This window comes from Hoeflea prorocentri, from assembly GCF_027944115.1.
Lineage (GTDB): Bacteria > Pseudomonadota > Alphaproteobacteria > Rhizobiales > Rhizobiaceae > Hoeflea_A > Hoeflea_A prorocentri.
Genome location: NZ_JAPJZI010000001.1, coordinates 1,126,168 through 1,142,723, shown reverse-complemented (window position 1 = coordinate 1,142,723; position 16,556 = coordinate 1,126,168). Strand labels below are relative to the sequence as shown.

Below are 16,556 nucleotides of genomic sequence, written 5' to 3'. Positions count from 1 at the left end.
GATTTGTAATGAGCACGCTTGATGATGATGTCGCCATGCTGCAGAAGGTGCCGCTTTTTGAGAGCGTCGACCCAAGCAAACTCAAGCTGATTGCCTATACGTCCACCCAGCTCGTCTTCGATGACGGTGAAGAGGTTTTCGCGCAGGGATCAAACGGCACGTCGGCCTATCTGATCGCCAGCGGCGAGGCGGATATTCTGTCAGACAGCGGGGACACCCAGGTTGTCGTTGCAAAACTCGGTTCAAACGCGCTTTTTGGAGAGATATCGGCTTTCTGCGACGTACCGCGAACGGCATCCGTCAAGGCGCGCGGGCAACTCACCCTGCTGGAACTCAAGCGCGAGAACCTTATGGAACTCATCGGCGAGTTTCCCGATGTCGCCGTCGAAGTCATCAGGGAACTTGCCCGCAGGCTTGCCAACACGACATCGGATCTTGCCCATGTTCTGGATCAGCGCGCCAGCGGTTGATTGAAACCAGCCAACCGTCTGGTCAAACCCGCATCGACATCATGATCACTGCCAGGATGATCGCGTAGGTCAACTGATGGACCAGTTGATCCGCGCCGTGCACAGCCCAGAAATGGCGGGTGTTCACATCAAGCTTGTGTTTGCAATCGTACCAGCCCTTGGCGTAGTCCGTCGCATAGTGGACGACGAATTCAAATACAGCCAAAGCCGCAATCGTGGCCAGCGACAGCCCGCACAGCAGAAGGATCGGCAAGGTCATCGCCACATGGATAGCGGCGTGCGTGTATCCACCCGCTTTTTTCAGGTCGCATTTTCCGGCGATCATGGACGGCCACTGGAGCGTATAGTCTGCAATGTAGTGCTTGACCTGCAGGCCGATCAGTGCCCATACAATATACAACGTCATAGTCCACCCTTGAGCGATCGTCGCTCACAACAGCCTGGGCTTCGCCCCCTCCTTTCTCAACATGGAGAGTCACTCGAGCGTGGTCAACGGCTTTAGCGCGATTACGCCCTTTTTTTGGGCAACAATGGCCATCACGGTTTAGCGCCTCAATTATGACCGGACCGCCAATCGGAAATAAAAAATAATATTTTCATGGAGTTACATGGGTATCTTGCAAAACCTTCCCCGTTTTGGCTGAACAGACGCGCATTGTCGTACATCCGCGCCAAAGCCGGCGACCTTTCCGATCGGACAAACGCCCTTCCCCGACAATCAGCATCCCGGCCCGGAATGGACCAAAAGCCGCACCCAATCGCACAAGGCAAAAGATCAGGCTATTCTCACGCGGATTGGTAACCAAAGCAGTTTGCGGAGTAATGTCATGCGAGGGCTCAAAGGCAGGAACGCGATTGTGACAGGCGGCGCGAGCGGCATCGGCGCTGCCATCAGCCGGCGTCTTGCAGAGGAAGGTGCCCATGTCGCCATTTTTGACCTCGACAGGGCCGGTGCGGAAAACATCGCCGGAACCATCACCAAAGCAGGGGGCGCCGCCAAGGCGTACCAGGTCGACATAACAGACCGGGCCGCTGTCTTTGAGGCCGTCGCCGAACTCACGCAGAACGGCAGCATCGATATCCTTGTCAACAATGCCGGCTGGGACCGGCTTGTGCCTTTCGTGGAGTCGGACACCGACCTTTGGACCAAGGTGATCGACATCAACCTTTATGGCCCGCTGCATGTTCACCACGCCGTTCTGCCCATCATGATCGAGCAAGGACGCGGGCGGGTCATCAACATCGCGTCGGATGCCGGCCGTGTCGGCTCAACCGGCGAAGCTGTCTACTCCGCCTGCAAGGGCGGGATCATCGCATTCACGAAGACAATGGCCCGCGAGCTCGCACGCAGCGGCATACGGCTGAATGCCGTTTGTCCGGGACCGACCGATACGCCGCTCTTTGCCGAATTTGCCGGTGACGGACAAGGAGAGCGCATCAAGGCGGCGCTGGAAAAAGCCATACCTGTCGGTCGGCTGGCGCGACCGTCCGATTTCCCGGGCATCGTCTGTTTCCTTGCCAGTGACGATGCGGAATTCATTACCGGACAGACCGTTTCTGTTTCCGGTGGCCTGACAATGAGTTGACCGGACTTAAATCGGACAATCCGGGTCGAACTCCGGTTTGCGCTTTTCGCGCAGGGACGCAAGTCCTTCACGCACGTCCGGCCCCATGAAACCGAGCATTTCAAGGGCCGTGGACGTGTCGAATATCGGCCCTGCAGAACGCAGCCAGTTGTTGAGCGAATATTTGGTCCACCGGATGGCGCTTTGCGAGCCGCTGGAAAGGTCTTTCGCGATCGTCAGGGCCGTTTCCTGGAGCTCCGCATCTTCCACGCACAGTGATACAAGTCCAATACGTTCCGCCTCTTCGCCGGTCATGGGCTTACCGGTCAAAAGATAGTATTTGGCTTTCGCCATACCGCAAAGCAGCGGCCAGATGATTGCCGCGACATCACCCGCTGCAACACCGAGACGCGGGTGGCCGTCCACGATCCGCGCGGCTTTTCCGGCAATCGATATGTCGGCAAGCAGCCCGACCACCAGGCCGGCCCCGGCCGCCGGGCCGTTGATCGCGGAAATGATGGGCGTATTGCAATTGACAATATTGTAGACAAGGTCCTTTGCTTCCTTCCAGACCCGCATCAAGATGGCGTAGTCATCCGCCATCTCCTCAATCAGCTTGAAGTCGCCACCTGAAGAAAAGGCCTTGCCCTCGCCGGTCACGATGACCGCATTGATCTGCGGGTCGTGATCGATCTCGCGCCAGATCTCAGTGAGTTGTCCATGGGTTTCGCCGTCAACCGAGTTGAAGCTTTCCGGATTGCTGAACGTTATCCTGAGAATGCGGTCGGCAGGATAGTCGAGCTTGAGTTTCGAATAGGCCGCATATCGATCGGTCATTGAAATGTCCCTGTTTCAGATGGTTGGTGTCAGCCGTTTCCAAGGAAAGCGGCATCAACGGGTTCCTGGCCTTGCCGGCTCGCACCGGCGGCAAACTCAGCAAGGCGCGGATAAAACGCCTTGAACGTACTCAGTATCTCGACAATCGGAGGGTCCTGGTAGATGCCGCGGTCGTTGACATACTCCATGTGACGACGGTTATCCGCGTCATATTCATGGAACAAAGCATCCGCGGTGCCGTCGAAATCCAGGGGCTTCACGCCAAAGCGCTCGCACATCTCGGAGTTGAAGGCCGGCGTCACCTTGAACGTGCTGTCACCCAGCCAGAGCTGGACATAGCCGTGATAGATAAAAAGGTCCGATCCCATCAGTTCGGCAAGCTTGGGAGAATTCAGATGATTGCGGACATCGGCAAAACCGACGGCAGCCGGTATGCCGGCCGCCCTCAGACATGCAGTCAGCAATATCGCCTTCGGAACGCAGTACGCGGACTGCGTTTTGACGATATGGCTGGCCTTATAGTCTTCGGCACGCATCGAGATACTGTAGGGGTTGTAGCGAAAACCGTCGCGCACGGCGTTGTAGAGGGCTACCGCCTTTTGCGTGTCGGTTGTTGCCTTGGCGCTTTCAAGCGCATCGAGGGTGAAACGCCGCACCGCATCCGAACCGCTGTCAACATAAAGGCCCGCCTGCAAACAGTCGGCCCGTTCCGGCGGTCGGTGATCCGAGGTATCCGTCAATTCCAGCCTCCCTCTTCAATCAGCCAGCTCGGGGCCGCCAGTAAATCTGGCTATTGGCGCCCTTGGAAACTGTCAACCAAGATGCAGGCGCATGATGCTGCACTGCCAGGAAATTAACTAACATTCATTTCGCAAATATGCATTATCCTTCCTGGTCACGAAACCTAAAACACGCTGGAATAGCGTCCAAAACGCGTGAAAGTATTGAGAAAGGAACGGAGAGCCCATGCCGACTGTCACGATCAATGGCGACGAGATGTTTTACCGCCACAATGGTGCAGACGAACGCGCTGACGGGTTGGCGGTCGTTCTGGTTCATGGCGCCGGCGGCAGCACGGCGGACTGGCCGGCCAGCTGGTTGGACATGCAACAAGCAGACGAGACCCGTTTGAGCTCGGTTCCGGTCATTGCCGTCGATTTGCCGGGACATGGCAAATCGGCGGGCGCCAGCCGGCAATCGGTGGCGGGTTACGCCGAGGCCATTGCAGGTTTTCTTGATGCGTTGAACTTGCAGCGCGTGCTTCTCGTCGGCCATTCCATGGGTGCTGCCATTGCGCTCACGCTCGCAGCTGACAAAAATCCCCGCCTTGCGGGCATTTCACTTCTTGCCGGTGCGGCGAAGCTGGCCGTGAGCCCTGCCATTCTGGACGGGCTTCAAAACCAGTTTGAGGCAACGGTCGGCAATATCGTCAAATATTCTTGGCATCGCGAGGTCGATGATGATCTCAAGCAAGCCGCCCGCGAGCGCCTTCTCAATTGCCCGCAAAACGTTGTTTATGACGATTTTTTGGCCTGTAGCCGGTACGACCTGACCGATCGACTGGTCGACGTTGCCATTCCGGTTCTGATTGTCGCCGCTGCCGATGACAGGATGGTGCCCGCCGAGACGGCGGTTTCGCTGTCGGAAAAACTCGGAACCTCAAAACAGACCGTTTTGGACAATTGCGGCCATTACCTGCAAATCGAAAAGGCCGCCCTCACATCCGATACCCTGGCGGATTTTTTGGCAAACGACCTTGCAAACGGTATCTGAACATCGCTCGAACGACACGCCGAAACAATAAAGGCCACCGGCGCTGATTTCTGACGAACCATGCTGCCGGTGGCCTTACCTCCGGGACACCCATTGGCGCCCTTTGACGGTCCCCTCTGGACCCGCTGATAACAAAGCAAGCCATGTGCCAAACGGAAGATAAGATCAAAATATCTTTCTTTTCATGCACTTAGAAAAAAATACTCACGTGCACTGACTGGGCAGGCTATGCATCAACGGCGAAATAAGGGGCGACGAGCACATTTTTTGTGCAGCGCACCACGGGAAATCAGGCAGCGCTGTCCTGATCGTGCACCACACCGGCGGCAATGCGCCCCCACTCAATGGCCGCATCTGCTCGTGGCGGCAACGTGTCAGCCATGCCGCCGGCAAAGGTTCCAAAATCCGTCAGGTAGGTATCGCGCACGGCCGTCAATACGGGAACGCCGTGATCAAGCGCCTTTTCAATCACAGACCGGAAACCGTGACCGTCCGCCTCACCTTTGCCGAACCGGTTAAGCACCAGAAGATCGACACCGCTTTCAACAGTCGCAATCAATGTGCCGCAGACATCCGCAAGGGCTTGCGGATCGAGGCGGCATCCTCTTGAACCGGACCCGAGCGCCTGGGAAATCCGCAACCGACGTCCCGTTGCCACATCCTCCAGAAATGTGATGGGGCAACAGCCATTGCTCTCCGGCTTTTCGCGCTGCACGACACCGGCAATGCGAAGGCCGTCGCCACGCAGGGACTGAACGGTTTCGTCAAGCACCGCGTCAACGTGAAACTCCGGCGCAAACCGTATCGCAGCGAGCATATGGGAAGGTACTGCACTCATCCAAAACTCCTTGACATTACAGTCTTTTACACCCTTTTCAGTCGATTTGTAAGGCTGATCGTCCTATCGACCGGCAACGGCCCTACTATGACTGGTCGACATCAACTTTGCCGGGATACTCAATTCCTCGCCGGGCGGCCATCCGTCGGCCAAGACTGCGCAAATCCGCAGCGGACAGCCGCGCACGGGCAAGCGGCATGACAATGGCGTTCTCGACGATCAGGTGCCGGCGTTCGTTCTTGGCAAAACGTCTCAGCCACTCACTGCCGTCAGCGCCTGGAAATCCCTTGCCTCCGGTTTCGATCGCATCACGCAATATGCCGGTTATATCATCGGCATCGGTCCTGTCGGTTGCATGCTCTGCGCTGAGGTCATCAAGCACCTCCTCGATATCGTCCTCCGGCATCGCACGCTGCCTCAACAGAGGGAATAGATCCTCTTCCTCGTCAATGACATGCAGGCTGAAGTCGGACATCATAAAGTGCAAGGCTGCACCCACCTTGTCCTCATCGAAAGCTCCGCCCTCGGCAAACTCTTCCATTACCTGGCAAAGCGTACGCTGACGAAAATGGTCGGTCAGGATGTATTGAAGCGGCGTGAGGAATTGCGCAACCGGCGGCGGCGTTTTCAACGCCATTATTGCCGTGGCTCTTGCTTCCTCATGCCTGTTCATGGCTACTGATCCTATTGCACGAGGGGTCCGTCACCCGCCTCCAGGTTCACACCCCGGATGTCAGCACACCCTGCCAAAATGGATATGTATTGGGATACCGCTTTGGACCATGTTCCGGCTTCAAGCCATACCCCAATACGTTCGCGAACCATTTCATAGGGCAGCCTGCGGCCGGGCACCTTGCGCTCGATCAAAACGATATGAAAACCGAAACGGCTTTCTACCGGGTTTTGGGACATATCCCCTTCGTTCATCCTTGCAACCGCCTTTTCGAACTCGCGTACGGTACTGCCGCGCGACAGTTGGCCGAGATTTCCGCCATGCTCCTTCGACGGACAATCTGAATAGGACCGGGCAAGGGCCTGGAACTCCTCGGGATGCTCCTTGAGCCGACTGATCAACTGCTCCGCAAGAGCCCGTTTTTCCTTCCGGGCACCGGCATTGTCAGGTGGCGCAGCCAGAAGGATATGCCGCGCCTCGATCAGCGCTTCTGAAGAAAACCGCTCCGGGTTTTGATCGTAGTACCGGCGGCAGGCGCGATCGTCAGCAGAAGGGACATCGACTTGCTGTTCGATCAGAACTCGGATCGCCGCGTCTTTTTGTTCTTCCAAACGCCCCTGCCCGTCGGTTGCAGGTGTTGCGTTCACATCAAGGCGCATTGCTTCCTGCCAGAGCAGTTCACGAATGACGAGGGCCCGCGCAGCCTCCGCCAGAGCCTGACCCGGATTTTCAGCCGGGTGGTTCTGTGCTTCGGCAAGCAGCTCCGACTCCTCAATAACCACGCCGTTGACGCTCAGTTCCCTGGTGACGGGTTTTGCCTTGGGCGGCACCGAGGTGTCGGGCTCCTTGTAACCGGAATAGCTGTCCCCGGCCTTGTGGCCGGGGTTTAACGAGGGGTTTGTGTAGATCGTCGCCATGACTTACTCCGCCGGGATCCGGTTTGGGTTTTCGCGACGATTACGCTCGCGCACGACCTGATAGCCGGGGCGCCACAGATAACGTATCGGCGCAGACAACATGTGCACCAGCCGCGAGAACGGGAAGATGAGGAAGATCGTCAGCCCAAGCAGAATATGCAGCTGATAGGGCCAGGACTGTGCCGCGACCAGTTCCGCCGTTCCGTCGATGCGCAGCGTGAGAATACGCTGTGCCCATTCCGATAGCGCCAGCATGACCGAACCGTCAGCATGCTGCAGCGAATAGGGAACGGTAATCAGGCCAAGAACAAGCTGCATCCACAGGATGATCAGGATCGCGTTGTCGGCAAACGTCGAGGTTGCGCGGATACGCTCGTCAAAGAACCGTCGATGGATGAGCATGGTCAGCCCGATGAAGCAGATGATGCCGGCAATCGAGCCGGCGACGATGGCCAGCATCTGTTTTGCTTCCGCCGAGATGAAGGGCGCGTAAACGAAATGCGGCGTCAGCAGACCGACAAAGTGCCCGAAGAACAGGAACAGGATACCGACATGGAACAGTACCGAGCCCCAGACGAGCTGCTTGCGCCGCAGGAGCTGGGATGAACCCGATCGCCAGCTATAGGGCTCCCGGTCATATCGCAGGATGCAGCCGATAATCATGATCGCCAGCGCCACATAAGGATAAACGGTAAAGAGCAGTGTATTGAGATAATTCGACATGAAAGCCTCCGTTCAGGCGTGCGGCGCGGCCGCACCGCTATCCGGCTTGCGTTGATGGGCGCGCATCTGGCGTTGCAGGCGGTCCGGCCCGCAGGCATTCTCTCCGGCATTGCCGCCGAAGGTCACAACCTCCTCTTCCCAAATGCGGTCAAGGGCCTCCAGGTCGTCCGGGTCGTCCAGGGGCTCCTGAAGCAGACCTTCAAGCAGAGCCTCGTCCGGCTTTTCCCGGGCGATGATCTCCAGGGCCGCAAAGGCATTGGCATAGATGGATTTGCGTTTTTTCAGCCGTTCGCGCAGTGCTGCGAGAATATGGGCTGTCTGGCCCAACGACTCGCGCGCGTCGGGTTCAGGCCGCACCGACAAAAACTCCAGGAACATCGGCAGATGATCCGGCAGTTCCCTGGCATTGATGTCGAAACCGCCGTTGCGGTACATTTCCATCAGGTCAACCATTGCTCCGCCGCGGTCGCGGCTTTCGCCATGCACATGCTCAAAGAGGTGCAGCGAGAGCGTGCGGGTCCGGTCAAAGAGATGAACGTACCGCTCCTGGGCGTCATAAAGATCAAGCGCGGCGATATCGTCGGCAAGCCTTGTCAGCAAAAGCACCGCCCGCTTGTCGACGCCGACATCGTCAGCCAATGCGGCGTTGAGTTCGGGAATGCCGTCCTGAAGCTCCTTTGTGGGATAGGACAGCAGCAGCGAAACAATCTTGAGAGTACGGTTCATCAGACCTGCTCCTTGAAGAGATCGGTTGGCGTCTGCGTCGTCCTTGTCCGCCGTGAACCGAAGAGATCGGTATCCGACGCACCGCCCGAGCAGCCGTTTCCGAAGGAGAAGCCGCAGGAGCCGCGTACGTCGTAAGCGTCCTCGCTGATTTCCCGGTGGGTTGTCGGAATGACGAAGCGATCCTCGTAATTGGCGATCGCCATGACGTGATACATGTCCTCGACCATTTGGCCGGTGAGCCCCGCCTTTTCGGCAATGGCCTCGTCGATCACTCCGTCAACGGTCTTGGCGCGCATGTAAGCCCGCATCGCCAGCATCCGCTCAAGCGCCGAGACAATCGGAGCCTCCTTGCCTGCCGTCAGCAGGTTTGCCAGGTAGCGGACCGGAATGCGCAGCGATTTCACATCCGGCATCTCGCCTTCAACGCCGATCTTGCCGGTTTGAGCGGCAGACTGCAGCGGTGAGAGTGGCGGGATGTACCAGACCATCGGAAGCGTGCGGTATTCCGGGTGCAGCGGAAACGCGACTTTCCAGTCGATCGCCATCTTGTAGACCGGCGAATGCTTGGCAGCATCCAGCCATGCCTCGGGAATACCATCCTTGCGTGCCTGTTCAATGACCTTCGGATCGTTCGGATCGAGGAAGACATTCAACTGCTCCTCGTAAAGATCCTTTTCATCCGAGGTTGAAGCGGCGTTGGAAATCGCATCGGCATCATAAAGGATGACCCCGAGGTAACGGATCCGCCCGACACAGGTCTCGGAACAGACTGTCGGATGACCGGCTTCGATGCGCGGATAGCAAAAGACGCATTTTTCCGATTTGCCCGAAGACCAGTTGTAGTAGATCTTCTTATAGGGGCAGCCCGACACGCACATACGCCAGCCGCGGCATTTTTCCTGGTCGATGAGGACAATGCCGTCATCTTCGCGTTTATAGATCGCACCGGACGGACAGGCCGCGACACAGGTCGGATTGAGGCAGTGCTCACACAGCCGCGGCAGGTACATCATGAAGGTGTTTTCGAATTCGCCGTAAATCTCTTTCTCGACGCCATCGAAATTGTAGTCCTGCGACCGCTTGGAGAACTCCCCGCCGAGAATTTCTTCCCAGTTCGGACCCCATTCGATCTTCTCGATGCGCTCGCCGCTGATGAGAGAGCGCGGACGCGCCGTCGGTGTCGTCTGGCTTTCGCCGGCCGTCTGCAGATGGCCGTAGTCGAAATCGAACGGCTCGTAGTAGTCGTCGATTTCAGGCAGGTCCGGGTTGGCGAAGATCTTCGACAGGATACGCCACTTGGCACCCATCTTGGGTTCGATCTTGCCGTTCCCGTTGCGAACCCAGCCGCCATTCCATTTCTTCTGGTTTTCCCACTCCTTGGGATAACCGACGCCCGGCTTTGTCTCGACATTGTTGAACCAGGCGTATTCGACGCCTTCACGGTTGGTCCAGACATTCTTGCAGGTCACCGAGCAGGTGTGGCACCCGATGCATTTATCGAGGTTCAGCACCATTCCGATTTGTGCGCGGATTCTCATTCTGCTGCCTCCGTGTTCGTAGACACCGGTCCCTTGTAAGGACCTTCCATCCAATCGACTTTTTCCAGCTTGTGAACCACGACGAATTCGTCACGGTTCGCACCGACGGTTCCGTAGTAGTTGAAGCCGTAGGATTGCTGCGCGTAACCACCGATCATGTGGGTCGGCTTGGTGATCGCCCGGGTGACGGAGTTGTGAATGCCCCCGCGCTGGCCGGTCGTTTGCGAACCCGGGGTATTCACGATCTTTTCCTGTGCGTGGTACATGAAGATCGTTCCGTCCTTCATGCGCTGCGATACAACCGCACGGGCAACAATCGCACCATTGACGTTGAAGACCTCGACCCAGTCATTGTCGACAATCCCGGCTGTTTTCGCATCCGTCTCGGAGATCCATACGACCGGTCCGCCCCTGTTGAGCGTCAGCATCATCAGGTTGTCCGAATAGGTCGAGTGAATGCCCCATTTCTGGTGCGGCGTAATGAAGTTCAGCACCACCTGGGGCCGGCCGTTCGACTTGCTCTCAATCACCGGATTGATTGTCTTGGTGTCGATTGGTGGTCTGTAGAGACAGAACGCCTCGCCGAACGCCCGCATCCACAGGTGATCCTGGTAGAGCTGCTGGCGTCCGCTGATGGTGCGCCAGGGGATCAGTTCGTGGACATTGGTGTAGCCGGCATTGTAGCAGACCTTCTCCGATTCCAGCCCCGACCAGGTCGGCGAAGAGATGATCTTGCGCGGCTGGGCGACAATGTCGCGGAACCGGATCTTCTCATCCTCCTTGGGCACGGCGAGATGGGTGTGATCCCTGCCGGTATTCTTTGACAGGGCCTCCCAGGCCTTGACGGCGACCTCGCCATTGGTTTCGGGAGCAAGCGAAAGAATGACTTCGCTGGCGTCGATATCGGTCTCGATCTTCGGGCGTCCCTTGGTTGCGCCCTCTTCGGTCACACGACCGTTCAGATTGCCGAGCTGCTCGACTTCGTGCTCGGTGTTCCAGGAGATGCCCTTTCCACCGTTGCCGAGCTTGTCCATCAACGGACCAAGAGCCGTGAAACGCTTGTAAAGGTTCGGATAGTCGCGCTCGACGACGGCCACGGCCGGCATGGTTTTGCCGGGCACCGGTTCGGTCTCGCCCTTCTTCCAGTCCTTCACATCCATCGGCTGCGCCAGTTCGCCTGGCGTATCGTGCAGGATCGGAACAAGCACGACATCCTTTTCGACACCGAGGATTTCCGGAGCAACCTCGGAGAATTTCTCGGCAATGCCCTTGAAGATGTCCCAGTCGCTGCGCGCATCCCAGGCCGGATCCGCCGCACTGGTCAGCGGGTGGATGAAGGGATGCATATCCGACGTATTAAGGTCGTTCTTCTCGTACCACGTGGCGGTCGGAAGGACGATGTCGGAATAGACGCAGGTCGTTGACATGCGGAAATCAAGGGTGACCAGCAGGTCGAGCTTGCCCTCCGGCGCTTCGTCATGCCAGACGGCTTCTGTCGCCCTCTGGCGGCCTTCATCGCCCAGATCCTTGCCCAGAACACCATGATTCGTTCCCAAAAGGTGTTTCAGGAAGTATTCGTGCCCCTTGCCCGAGGAACCCAGAAGGTTCGAACGCCAGACAAACAGGTTGCGCGGCCAGTTGGCTTCGTGGTCGGGATCTTCACAGGACATCTGCAACTCGCCCGATTTCAACTGCTCGGCCACCAGATCCTTTGCGTCCTTGCCTGCCTCTTCTGCAGCCTTGGCAACCTCCAGTGGATTGGTTTTGAGCTGTGGCGCGGAAGGCAACCAGCCCATACGCTCGGCCCGGATGTTGTAGTCGATCAGCGTGCCGTCCCACGGGCCATCAGGCGCCGTTGGCGACAGGATTTCATCGACCGTAAGCGACTCGTAGCGCCACTGATCCGTGTGGGCGTAGTAGAAGGAGGTCGAGTTCATCTGCCGTGGCGGACGGTTCCAGTCGAGGCCGAACGCCAATGGAAGCCAGCCTGTCTGCGGGCGCAGCTTTTCCTGGCCCACATAATGGCTCCAGCCGCCGCCGGACTGCCCGACACACCCGCACATCACCAGAAGGTTGATGATGCCGCGGTAGTTCATGTCCATGTGGTACCAGTGGTTGAGACCGGCGCCGAGGATGACCATCGAACGGCCATTCGTCTTTTCGGCGTTGGTGGCAAATTCCCTGGCAACGGTGATGATCTGTTCACGCGGCACGCCGGTGACCTTCTCGGCCCATGCCGGCGTGTAAGGCAGGTTGTCGTCGTAGGATTTCGCCGAATTGCTGTCTTCAAGCCCGCGATCGAGGCCATAATTGGCGACAAACAGGTCAAAAACGGTGGCAACCATGACCTCGCCGTCGGCAAGCTCCAGCTTTTTGGCCGGCACCGAACGCACCAGCACGCTGTCATGGTCAGTGCCCTCGAAATGATCATGTTCGCGATTGCCGAAATAAGGAAAGGCGACATTGGCGATCTCGTCGTGATCATTGTCGAGGATCAGGCTCATCCCCAATTCGACATCCCGGCCCTTGCCGTCCTTCGATTCAAGGTTCCATTTGCCCTGCTCGCCCCAGCGGAAACCGACGGAGCCGTTCGGAGCAACCAGCTCGCCCGACTTCTCATCGATGGCGACTGTCTTCCAGTCCGGGTTGTTTTCTTCGCCAAGCCCGTCCTTGAAATCGGAAGCGCGCAGGAGCCGGTCCGGAACATAGTTTCCGCTTTTCTTCACCAGACGCACCAGCATCGGCATGTCGGTGTAGCGGCGGCAATAATCCTCGAAATAGTCGGCCTGGCGGTCGAGATGGTATTCCCGCAGGATCACATGCCCCATCGCCATGGCGAGTGCCGCGTCGGTTCCCTGCTTGGGATGCAGCCACATATCGGAGAATTTTGAGGCTTCTGAATAGTCAGGCGAAACCACGACGGATTTCGTGCCCTTGTAGCGCACCTCGGTATAAAAATGCGCGTCGGGCGTGCGCGTCTGTGGAACGTTGGAGCCCCACAGCATGAGGAAACCGGCATTGTACCAGTCAGCAGATTCCGGCACATCGGTCTGCTCGCCCCAGGTCATGGGCGAGGCCGGCGGCAGGTCGCAATACCAGTCGTAGAACGACATGCACACACCGCCCATCAGTGACAGGTAGCGTGAGCCGGCGGCATAGGAGACCATCGACATGGCCGGGATTGGCGAGAAACCGATAACCCGGTCCGGTCCCCACCGCTTTGCCGTATAGGCGTTCGCGGCGGCGATGATTTCATTGACTTCGTCCCAGCTGGCGCGCACGAATCCGCCAAGACCGCGCACCTTGATGTACTCGGAGCGCTTGGCTGGATTTTCCTGAATGGCCGTCCATGCACCCACCGGCGTCTTCAGCGCGCGTTCCTTGCGCCAAAGCTTCAACAGCCGCGAGCGGATCAGGGGGTGCTTCACCCTGTTGGCCGAATACATGTACCAGCTGTAGCTTGCACCGCGCGAGCAACCGCGAGGCTCATGGTTCGGCAGATCCGGCCGCGTTCGGGGATAATCGGTCTGCTGTGTCTCCCAGGTCACGATCCCGCCCTTGACGTAGATCTTCCAGGAGCACGACCCGGTGCAGTTCACCCCATGCGTTGAGCGGACGACCTTGTCGTGCTGCCAGCGCTTGCGATAGCTGTCTTCCCAATCACGGGACTCGTTCGTGGTAATGCCGTGCCCTTTTGAGAAGGTTCCCGTATTGCTTGGAGACAGGAAGTTTAGGCGATTGAGGAGTTGACTCATCTGTATCCTCCGGTTGCGGTGCCGGCGACCGTCTCTGAACTCTCTTGAGTGTTTGTTCAGGGCGTTCGTCGTTGATTTACAAAGGACAATCCAGCCTGTACCCCTAATTGGAATTGATCTAAGTCAACGACCGACCGTGCCGGTGAAGAAACAAGACGTCCCGCCGCAAGCCGCAAGAAACGGCGCTCTCCCGGTCAATGAAGCTGATTGCAGTTCCGCATACAGCCTGCTAACAACATCAATCGTACTCTTGATATTTTTAAAGGATTGATCGGTGCGCCCGTCCGACCTGCCACAGGTGAGATCGCTGGAACTTTTCGAAAGTATGAGCGATTCGAATTTCGAGAAGCTGATGCAGGCCGCCTATTTGCAGACGTTCCCCGCTCAGCTCGAGCTGATCACCGAAGGCGATCCGGCCGATTTTCTCTATATTGTGATTGAAGGCTGCGTGGAGCTTTTTGCCCGGACCAACGGGCGGGAATCAACCATGGGAATGGTGCGCCCGGTGGGCACATTCATCCTCGCCGCTGTCCTGAAGGATGCAGTCTATCTAATGTCCGCCAGGACATGCCAACGCTGCAAACTGCTGATGGTTCCCTCGGAGAATATTCGTGACGCGTTCCAGAACGACGAAGCCTTTGCGCGCGCCATCGTCATTGAACTTGCAAGCTGCTATCGCGTCGTCGTCAAGGAACACAAGGATCTGAAGCTTCGCACGGCCGTTGAGCGCCTTGCCAACCGGCTTTTGCGTTACAACATTGACCAGGGCGAGAACGGCGCGATCGAACTGCCCCATGACAAACGCACGCTCGCGTCTCTGCTCGGCATGACACCGGAAAACCTCTCGCGCGCATTCAACACCTTGAAACCTTATGGTGTGATCGTCCACGGCAACAGGATCAGCCTTGAAGACATCTCCTCTCTTGAGACACTGGCAAAACCCAATCCGCTCATCGACGACCGCCTGACCTGAAGCAACTCCAATCTGAAAGGATCCGCCGCAATGGATGAAACCAGGAAGGCGATCATAATTACCGGCGCCGGTTCCGGCATTGGAAGGAGTTGTGCTCGCGCATTCCTTGATCACGGCTACCGGGTCGGCCTCATCGGCCGGCGCATCGCACCCCTGCAAGAGACGGCGGACGGCCATCCGGACGCTCTGCTGCTTCCCGGTGACGTCACCGACCCCGGGCAAGTCGAAGACATCTTCTCAAAAGCCTTTGAGAGCTGGGGCAGGATCGACGTGCTCTTCAACAACGCCGGAATGGGCACGCCCCCGCGCACAATTGACGAGACAAGCGTCGAGGACTGGCTGGCAGTCGTCAACGTCAATCTGACCGGCACGTTCCTGTGCGCAAGGCAGGCATTCCGCATCATGCGAAGCCAATCGCCGCAGGGCGGCCGCATCATCAACAACGGCTCCGTATCCTCCTATGTCCCGCGCCCCGGCTCGGCGCCCTATACATCTACGAAACACGCCGTGACCGGCCTGACCCGCACTCTGTCGCTGGATGGCAGGCCGTTCAACATTGCCTGCGGACAAATCGATATCGGCAATGCATTGACGGACATGGCCATGCCCATGACGACAGGCGTTCCCCAGGCCGATGGATCGATCAGCCCGGAAGCAACGATGGATGTGGTGCACGTGGCTTCATCGGTTCTTCACATGGCGGAGCTGCCGCTGGACGCAAACGTCCAGTTCATGACCGTCATGGCAACGACTATGCCCTATATCGGGCGCGGTTGACCGCAGGTCCTGCGCTGCGACGGCGAGCGGCCGAACCTGCGCCGGTAGCTGTCTGAAAAATGCGCTGAGGTGGCAAAGCCGGCAGCAAGCGCGACCTGCGTAATGCTCAACGACGATTGCGCCAGCAGCGCGTCGGCCTTGTCGAGTCGCAGGTCACGGTAAAACCCCATCGTGCTGCGACCCAGCTTGTCGTGAAACAACCGGTTGAGCTGACGGGACCCGAGCCCGGAAAGCCGTGCGATCTGATCAAGCGCCAGTGGATCGGCAATGTGATCCTCCATCAGTTCGATCGCCTGAAGGATCGGTCGATTGGTCGTTCCGTATCGTTCGACAGCGCCCGAGCGTTGAGGCCCGCCCGCCGGGCGGATCTCGGTATGCACGAACCAGTCGCTGACACGCCTGGCGAATTCGGGCCCGTGGTGGGCGGTAATCAGCGCATGCATCATGTCGAGCGCCGCCATGCCTCCCGCACAGGTCAGCCGGTCCCGGTCAATGACGTAAATACTGCGTTCCAGAAGCAGCGACGGCGAGAACTCGCTAACCGCCTCCGCATGTTCCCAGTGCACCGTCATACGGCGGCCGCCCATGATTCCAGACCTTGCCAGGATCACCGGTCCGCCGGAAACGCCGCCCATAATGACACCCCTGCGCGCCAGGTGCCTGAGCCACTGAAAAACCCGCTCGTTAGAAAACCGCTCGGGACCGCTCCCGGCAACAACGATAATCAGATCGAAATCGACGCGTTCGCCAAGATGGGTTGTTGCCTTGACGATTGCCCCGCTCGAACTGACCGATTGCGCGCCGACGACCGGCAATTGCGATATCTCGTAGACATCCTGCCCGGCCAGCCTGTTGGCAGCCCGCAGCGGCTCGACCGCAGCGGAATAGGACATCAGCGCAAAACCGTCGACCAGAAGAAAGCCGACCCTGAAGGGTATATTTGTCGCAGCAAGAATGTCCATTTATCGAAAAAACACGACGTTTTTCAGAA

General features: G+C 58.0%; 16 protein-coding genes. 5 read left to right on the top strand and 11 right to left on the bottom strand.

Annotation, left to right across the window (positions count from 1 at the left end):
* Nucleotides 1-8 precede the first annotated feature (8 nt).
* Nucleotides 9-470, top strand: a complete 462-nt coding sequence (locus OQ273_RS05225) for a cyclic nucleotide-binding domain-containing protein (RefSeq protein WP_267989415.1) — start codon at nucleotides 9-11, stop codon at nucleotides 468-470.
* A 22-nt stretch (nucleotides 471-492) separates the two neighbouring features.
* Here OQ273_RS05225 and OQ273_RS05220 read toward each other — a convergent pair whose 3' ends face one another.
* Entirely contained in the window at nucleotides 493-876 is a 384-nt protein-coding gene (locus OQ273_RS05220) for a DUF3307 domain-containing protein (RefSeq protein ID WP_267989414.1), read from the bottom strand.
* 421 nt (nucleotides 877-1,297) lie between these two features.
* On the opposite strand from OQ273_RS05220, the gene OQ273_RS05215 reads away from it, so the two are divergent.
* On the top strand, nucleotides 1,298-2,056 hold the full coding sequence (locus OQ273_RS05215) for a glucose 1-dehydrogenase (RefSeq protein WP_267989413.1): 759 nt from the start codon (nucleotides 1,298-1,300) through the stop codon (nucleotides 2,054-2,056).
* A gap of 6 nt (nucleotides 2,057-2,062) precedes the next feature.
* Here the strand turns inward: OQ273_RS05215 and OQ273_RS05210 are convergent, their stop codons facing one another.
* Together OQ273_RS05210 and OQ273_RS05205 are read right to left on the bottom strand one after the other, a co-directional pair.
* Nucleotides 2,063-2,872 carry an enoyl-CoA hydratase/isomerase family protein gene (locus tag OQ273_RS05210; RefSeq protein ID WP_267989412.1) on the bottom strand — a complete coding sequence of 270 codons (810 nt, stop codon included), beginning with the start codon at nucleotides 2,870-2,872 and terminating at the stop codon, nucleotides 2,063-2,065.
* Nucleotides 2,873-2,901: 29 nt separating this feature from the next.
* Complete coding sequence (locus OQ273_RS05205) at nucleotides 2,902-3,612, bottom strand: transglutaminase-like domain-containing protein (protein WP_267989411.1); 711 nt, start codon at nucleotides 3,610-3,612, stop codon at nucleotides 2,902-2,904.
* Between the two features lie 226 nt (nucleotides 3,613-3,838).
* On the opposite strand from OQ273_RS05205, the gene OQ273_RS05200 reads away from it, so the two are divergent.
* A complete protein-coding gene (locus OQ273_RS05200) occupies nucleotides 3,839-4,645 on the top strand; it encodes an alpha/beta fold hydrolase (protein WP_267989410.1) in 807 nt (268 codons plus the stop codon).
* 289 nt (nucleotides 4,646-4,934) lie between these two features.
* On the opposite strand, the gene OQ273_RS05195 is transcribed toward OQ273_RS05200, so the two are convergent.
* The 7 genes from OQ273_RS05195 to OQ273_RS05165 form a co-directional block, all read right to left on the bottom strand.
* Nucleotides 4,935-5,483 carry a DUF2478 domain-containing protein gene (locus tag OQ273_RS05195; RefSeq protein WP_267989409.1) on the bottom strand — a complete coding sequence of 183 codons (549 nt, stop codon included), beginning with the start codon at nucleotides 5,481-5,483 and terminating at the stop codon, nucleotides 4,935-4,937.
* Between the two features lie 85 nt (nucleotides 5,484-5,568).
* Complete coding sequence (locus tag OQ273_RS05190) at nucleotides 5,569-6,156, bottom strand: hemerythrin domain-containing protein (protein WP_267989408.1); 588 nt, start codon at nucleotides 6,154-6,156, stop codon at nucleotides 5,569-5,571.
* An 11-nt stretch (nucleotides 6,157-6,167) separates the two neighbouring features.
* On the bottom strand, nucleotides 6,168-7,073 hold the full coding sequence (locus OQ273_RS05185) for a peptidylprolyl isomerase (protein WP_267989407.1): 906 nt from the start codon (nucleotides 7,071-7,073) through the stop codon (nucleotides 6,168-6,170).
* A 3-nt stretch (nucleotides 7,074-7,076) separates the two neighbouring features.
* Nucleotides 7,077-7,796 (bottom strand): respiratory nitrate reductase subunit gamma, encoded by a 720-nt coding sequence (gene narI / locus OQ273_RS05180; protein WP_267989406.1) that lies wholly within the window; start codon nucleotides 7,794-7,796, stop codon nucleotides 7,077-7,079.
* Nucleotides 7,797-7,808: 12 nt separating this feature from the next.
* Nucleotides 7,809-8,522: a nitrate reductase molybdenum cofactor assembly chaperone gene (gene narJ, locus OQ273_RS05175; protein ID WP_267989405.1), complete on the bottom strand. Its 714-nt coding sequence runs from the start codon at nucleotides 8,520-8,522 to the stop codon at nucleotides 7,809-7,811.
* A complete protein-coding gene (gene narH, locus OQ273_RS05170) occupies nucleotides 8,522-10,060 on the bottom strand; it encodes a nitrate reductase subunit beta (RefSeq protein WP_267989404.1) in 1,539 nt (512 codons plus the stop codon). Before narH ends, narJ begins: the two co-directional genes overlap by 1 nt.
* Nucleotides 10,057-13,815: a nitrate reductase subunit alpha gene (locus OQ273_RS05165; protein ID WP_267989403.1), complete on the bottom strand. Its 3,759-nt coding sequence runs from the start codon at nucleotides 13,813-13,815 to the stop codon at nucleotides 10,057-10,059. Before OQ273_RS05165 ends, narH begins: the two co-directional genes overlap by 4 nt.
* A 274-nt stretch (nucleotides 13,816-14,089) precedes the next feature.
* Between OQ273_RS05165 and OQ273_RS05160 the strand changes: the two genes are divergently transcribed.
* Both OQ273_RS05160 and OQ273_RS05155 read left to right on the top strand, forming a co-directional pair.
* Nucleotides 14,090-14,788 (top strand): cyclic nucleotide-binding domain-containing protein, encoded by a 699-nt coding sequence (locus OQ273_RS05160; protein ID WP_267989402.1) that lies wholly within the window; start codon nucleotides 14,090-14,092, stop codon nucleotides 14,786-14,788.
* 30 nt (nucleotides 14,789-14,818) lie between these two features.
* Nucleotides 14,819-15,565 (top strand): SDR family oxidoreductase, encoded by a 747-nt coding sequence (locus OQ273_RS05155; RefSeq protein WP_267989401.1) that lies wholly within the window; start codon nucleotides 14,819-14,821, stop codon nucleotides 15,563-15,565.
* Here OQ273_RS05155 and OQ273_RS05150 read toward each other — a convergent pair.
* Nucleotides 15,547-16,527 (bottom strand): GlxA family transcriptional regulator, encoded by a 981-nt coding sequence (locus OQ273_RS05150; RefSeq protein WP_267989400.1) that lies wholly within the window; start codon nucleotides 16,525-16,527, stop codon nucleotides 15,547-15,549. The two genes, OQ273_RS05155 and OQ273_RS05150, sit on opposite strands and share 19 nt — an antisense overlap.
* Between the last annotated feature and the right edge of the window lie 29 nt (nucleotides 16,528-16,556).

Coding starts and splice junctions, on each gene's coding strand:
- OQ273_RS05225 (WP_267989415.1), top strand. CDS start 9: ATGAGCACGCTTGATGATGATGTCGCCATGCTGCAGAAGGTGCCGCTT.
- OQ273_RS05195 (WP_267989409.1), bottom strand. CDS start 5,483: ATGAGTGCAGTACCTTCCCATATGCTCGCTGCGATACGGTTTGCGCCG.
- narJ (WP_267989405.1), bottom strand. CDS start 8,522: ATGAACCGTACTCTCAAGATTGTTTCGCTGCTGCTGTCCTATCCCACA.
- OQ273_RS05220 (WP_267989414.1), bottom strand. CDS start 876: ATGACGTTGTATATTGTATGGGCACTGATCGGCCTGCAGGTCAAGCAC.
- OQ273_RS05185 (WP_267989407.1), bottom strand. CDS start 7,073: ATGGCGACGATCTACACAAACCCCTCGTTAAACCCCGGCCACAAGGCC.
- OQ273_RS05200 (WP_267989410.1), top strand. CDS start 3,839: ATGCCGACTGTCACGATCAATGGCGACGAGATGTTTTACCGCCACAAT.
- OQ273_RS05150 (WP_267989400.1), bottom strand. CDS start 16,527: ATGGACATTCTTGCTGCGACAAATATACCCTTCAGGGTCGGCTTTCTT.
- OQ273_RS05155 (WP_267989401.1), top strand. CDS start 14,819: ATGGATGAAACCAGGAAGGCGATCATAATTACCGGCGCCGGTTCCGGC.
- OQ273_RS05210 (WP_267989412.1), bottom strand. CDS start 2,872: ATGACCGATCGATATGCGGCCTATTCGAAACTCAAGCTCGACTATCCT.
- narI (WP_267989406.1), bottom strand. CDS start 7,796: ATGTCGAATTATCTCAATACACTGCTCTTTACCGTTTATCCTTATGTG.
- OQ273_RS05215 (WP_267989413.1), top strand. CDS start 1,298: ATGCGAGGGCTCAAAGGCAGGAACGCGATTGTGACAGGCGGCGCGAGC.
- OQ273_RS05190 (WP_267989408.1), bottom strand. CDS start 6,156: ATGAACAGGCATGAGGAAGCAAGAGCCACGGCAATAATGGCGTTGAAA.
- narH (WP_267989404.1), bottom strand. CDS start 10,060: ATGAGAATCCGCGCACAAATCGGAATGGTGCTGAACCTCGATAAATGC.
- OQ273_RS05165 (WP_267989403.1), bottom strand. CDS start 13,815: ATGAGTCAACTCCTCAATCGCCTAAACTTCCTGTCTCCAAGCAATACG.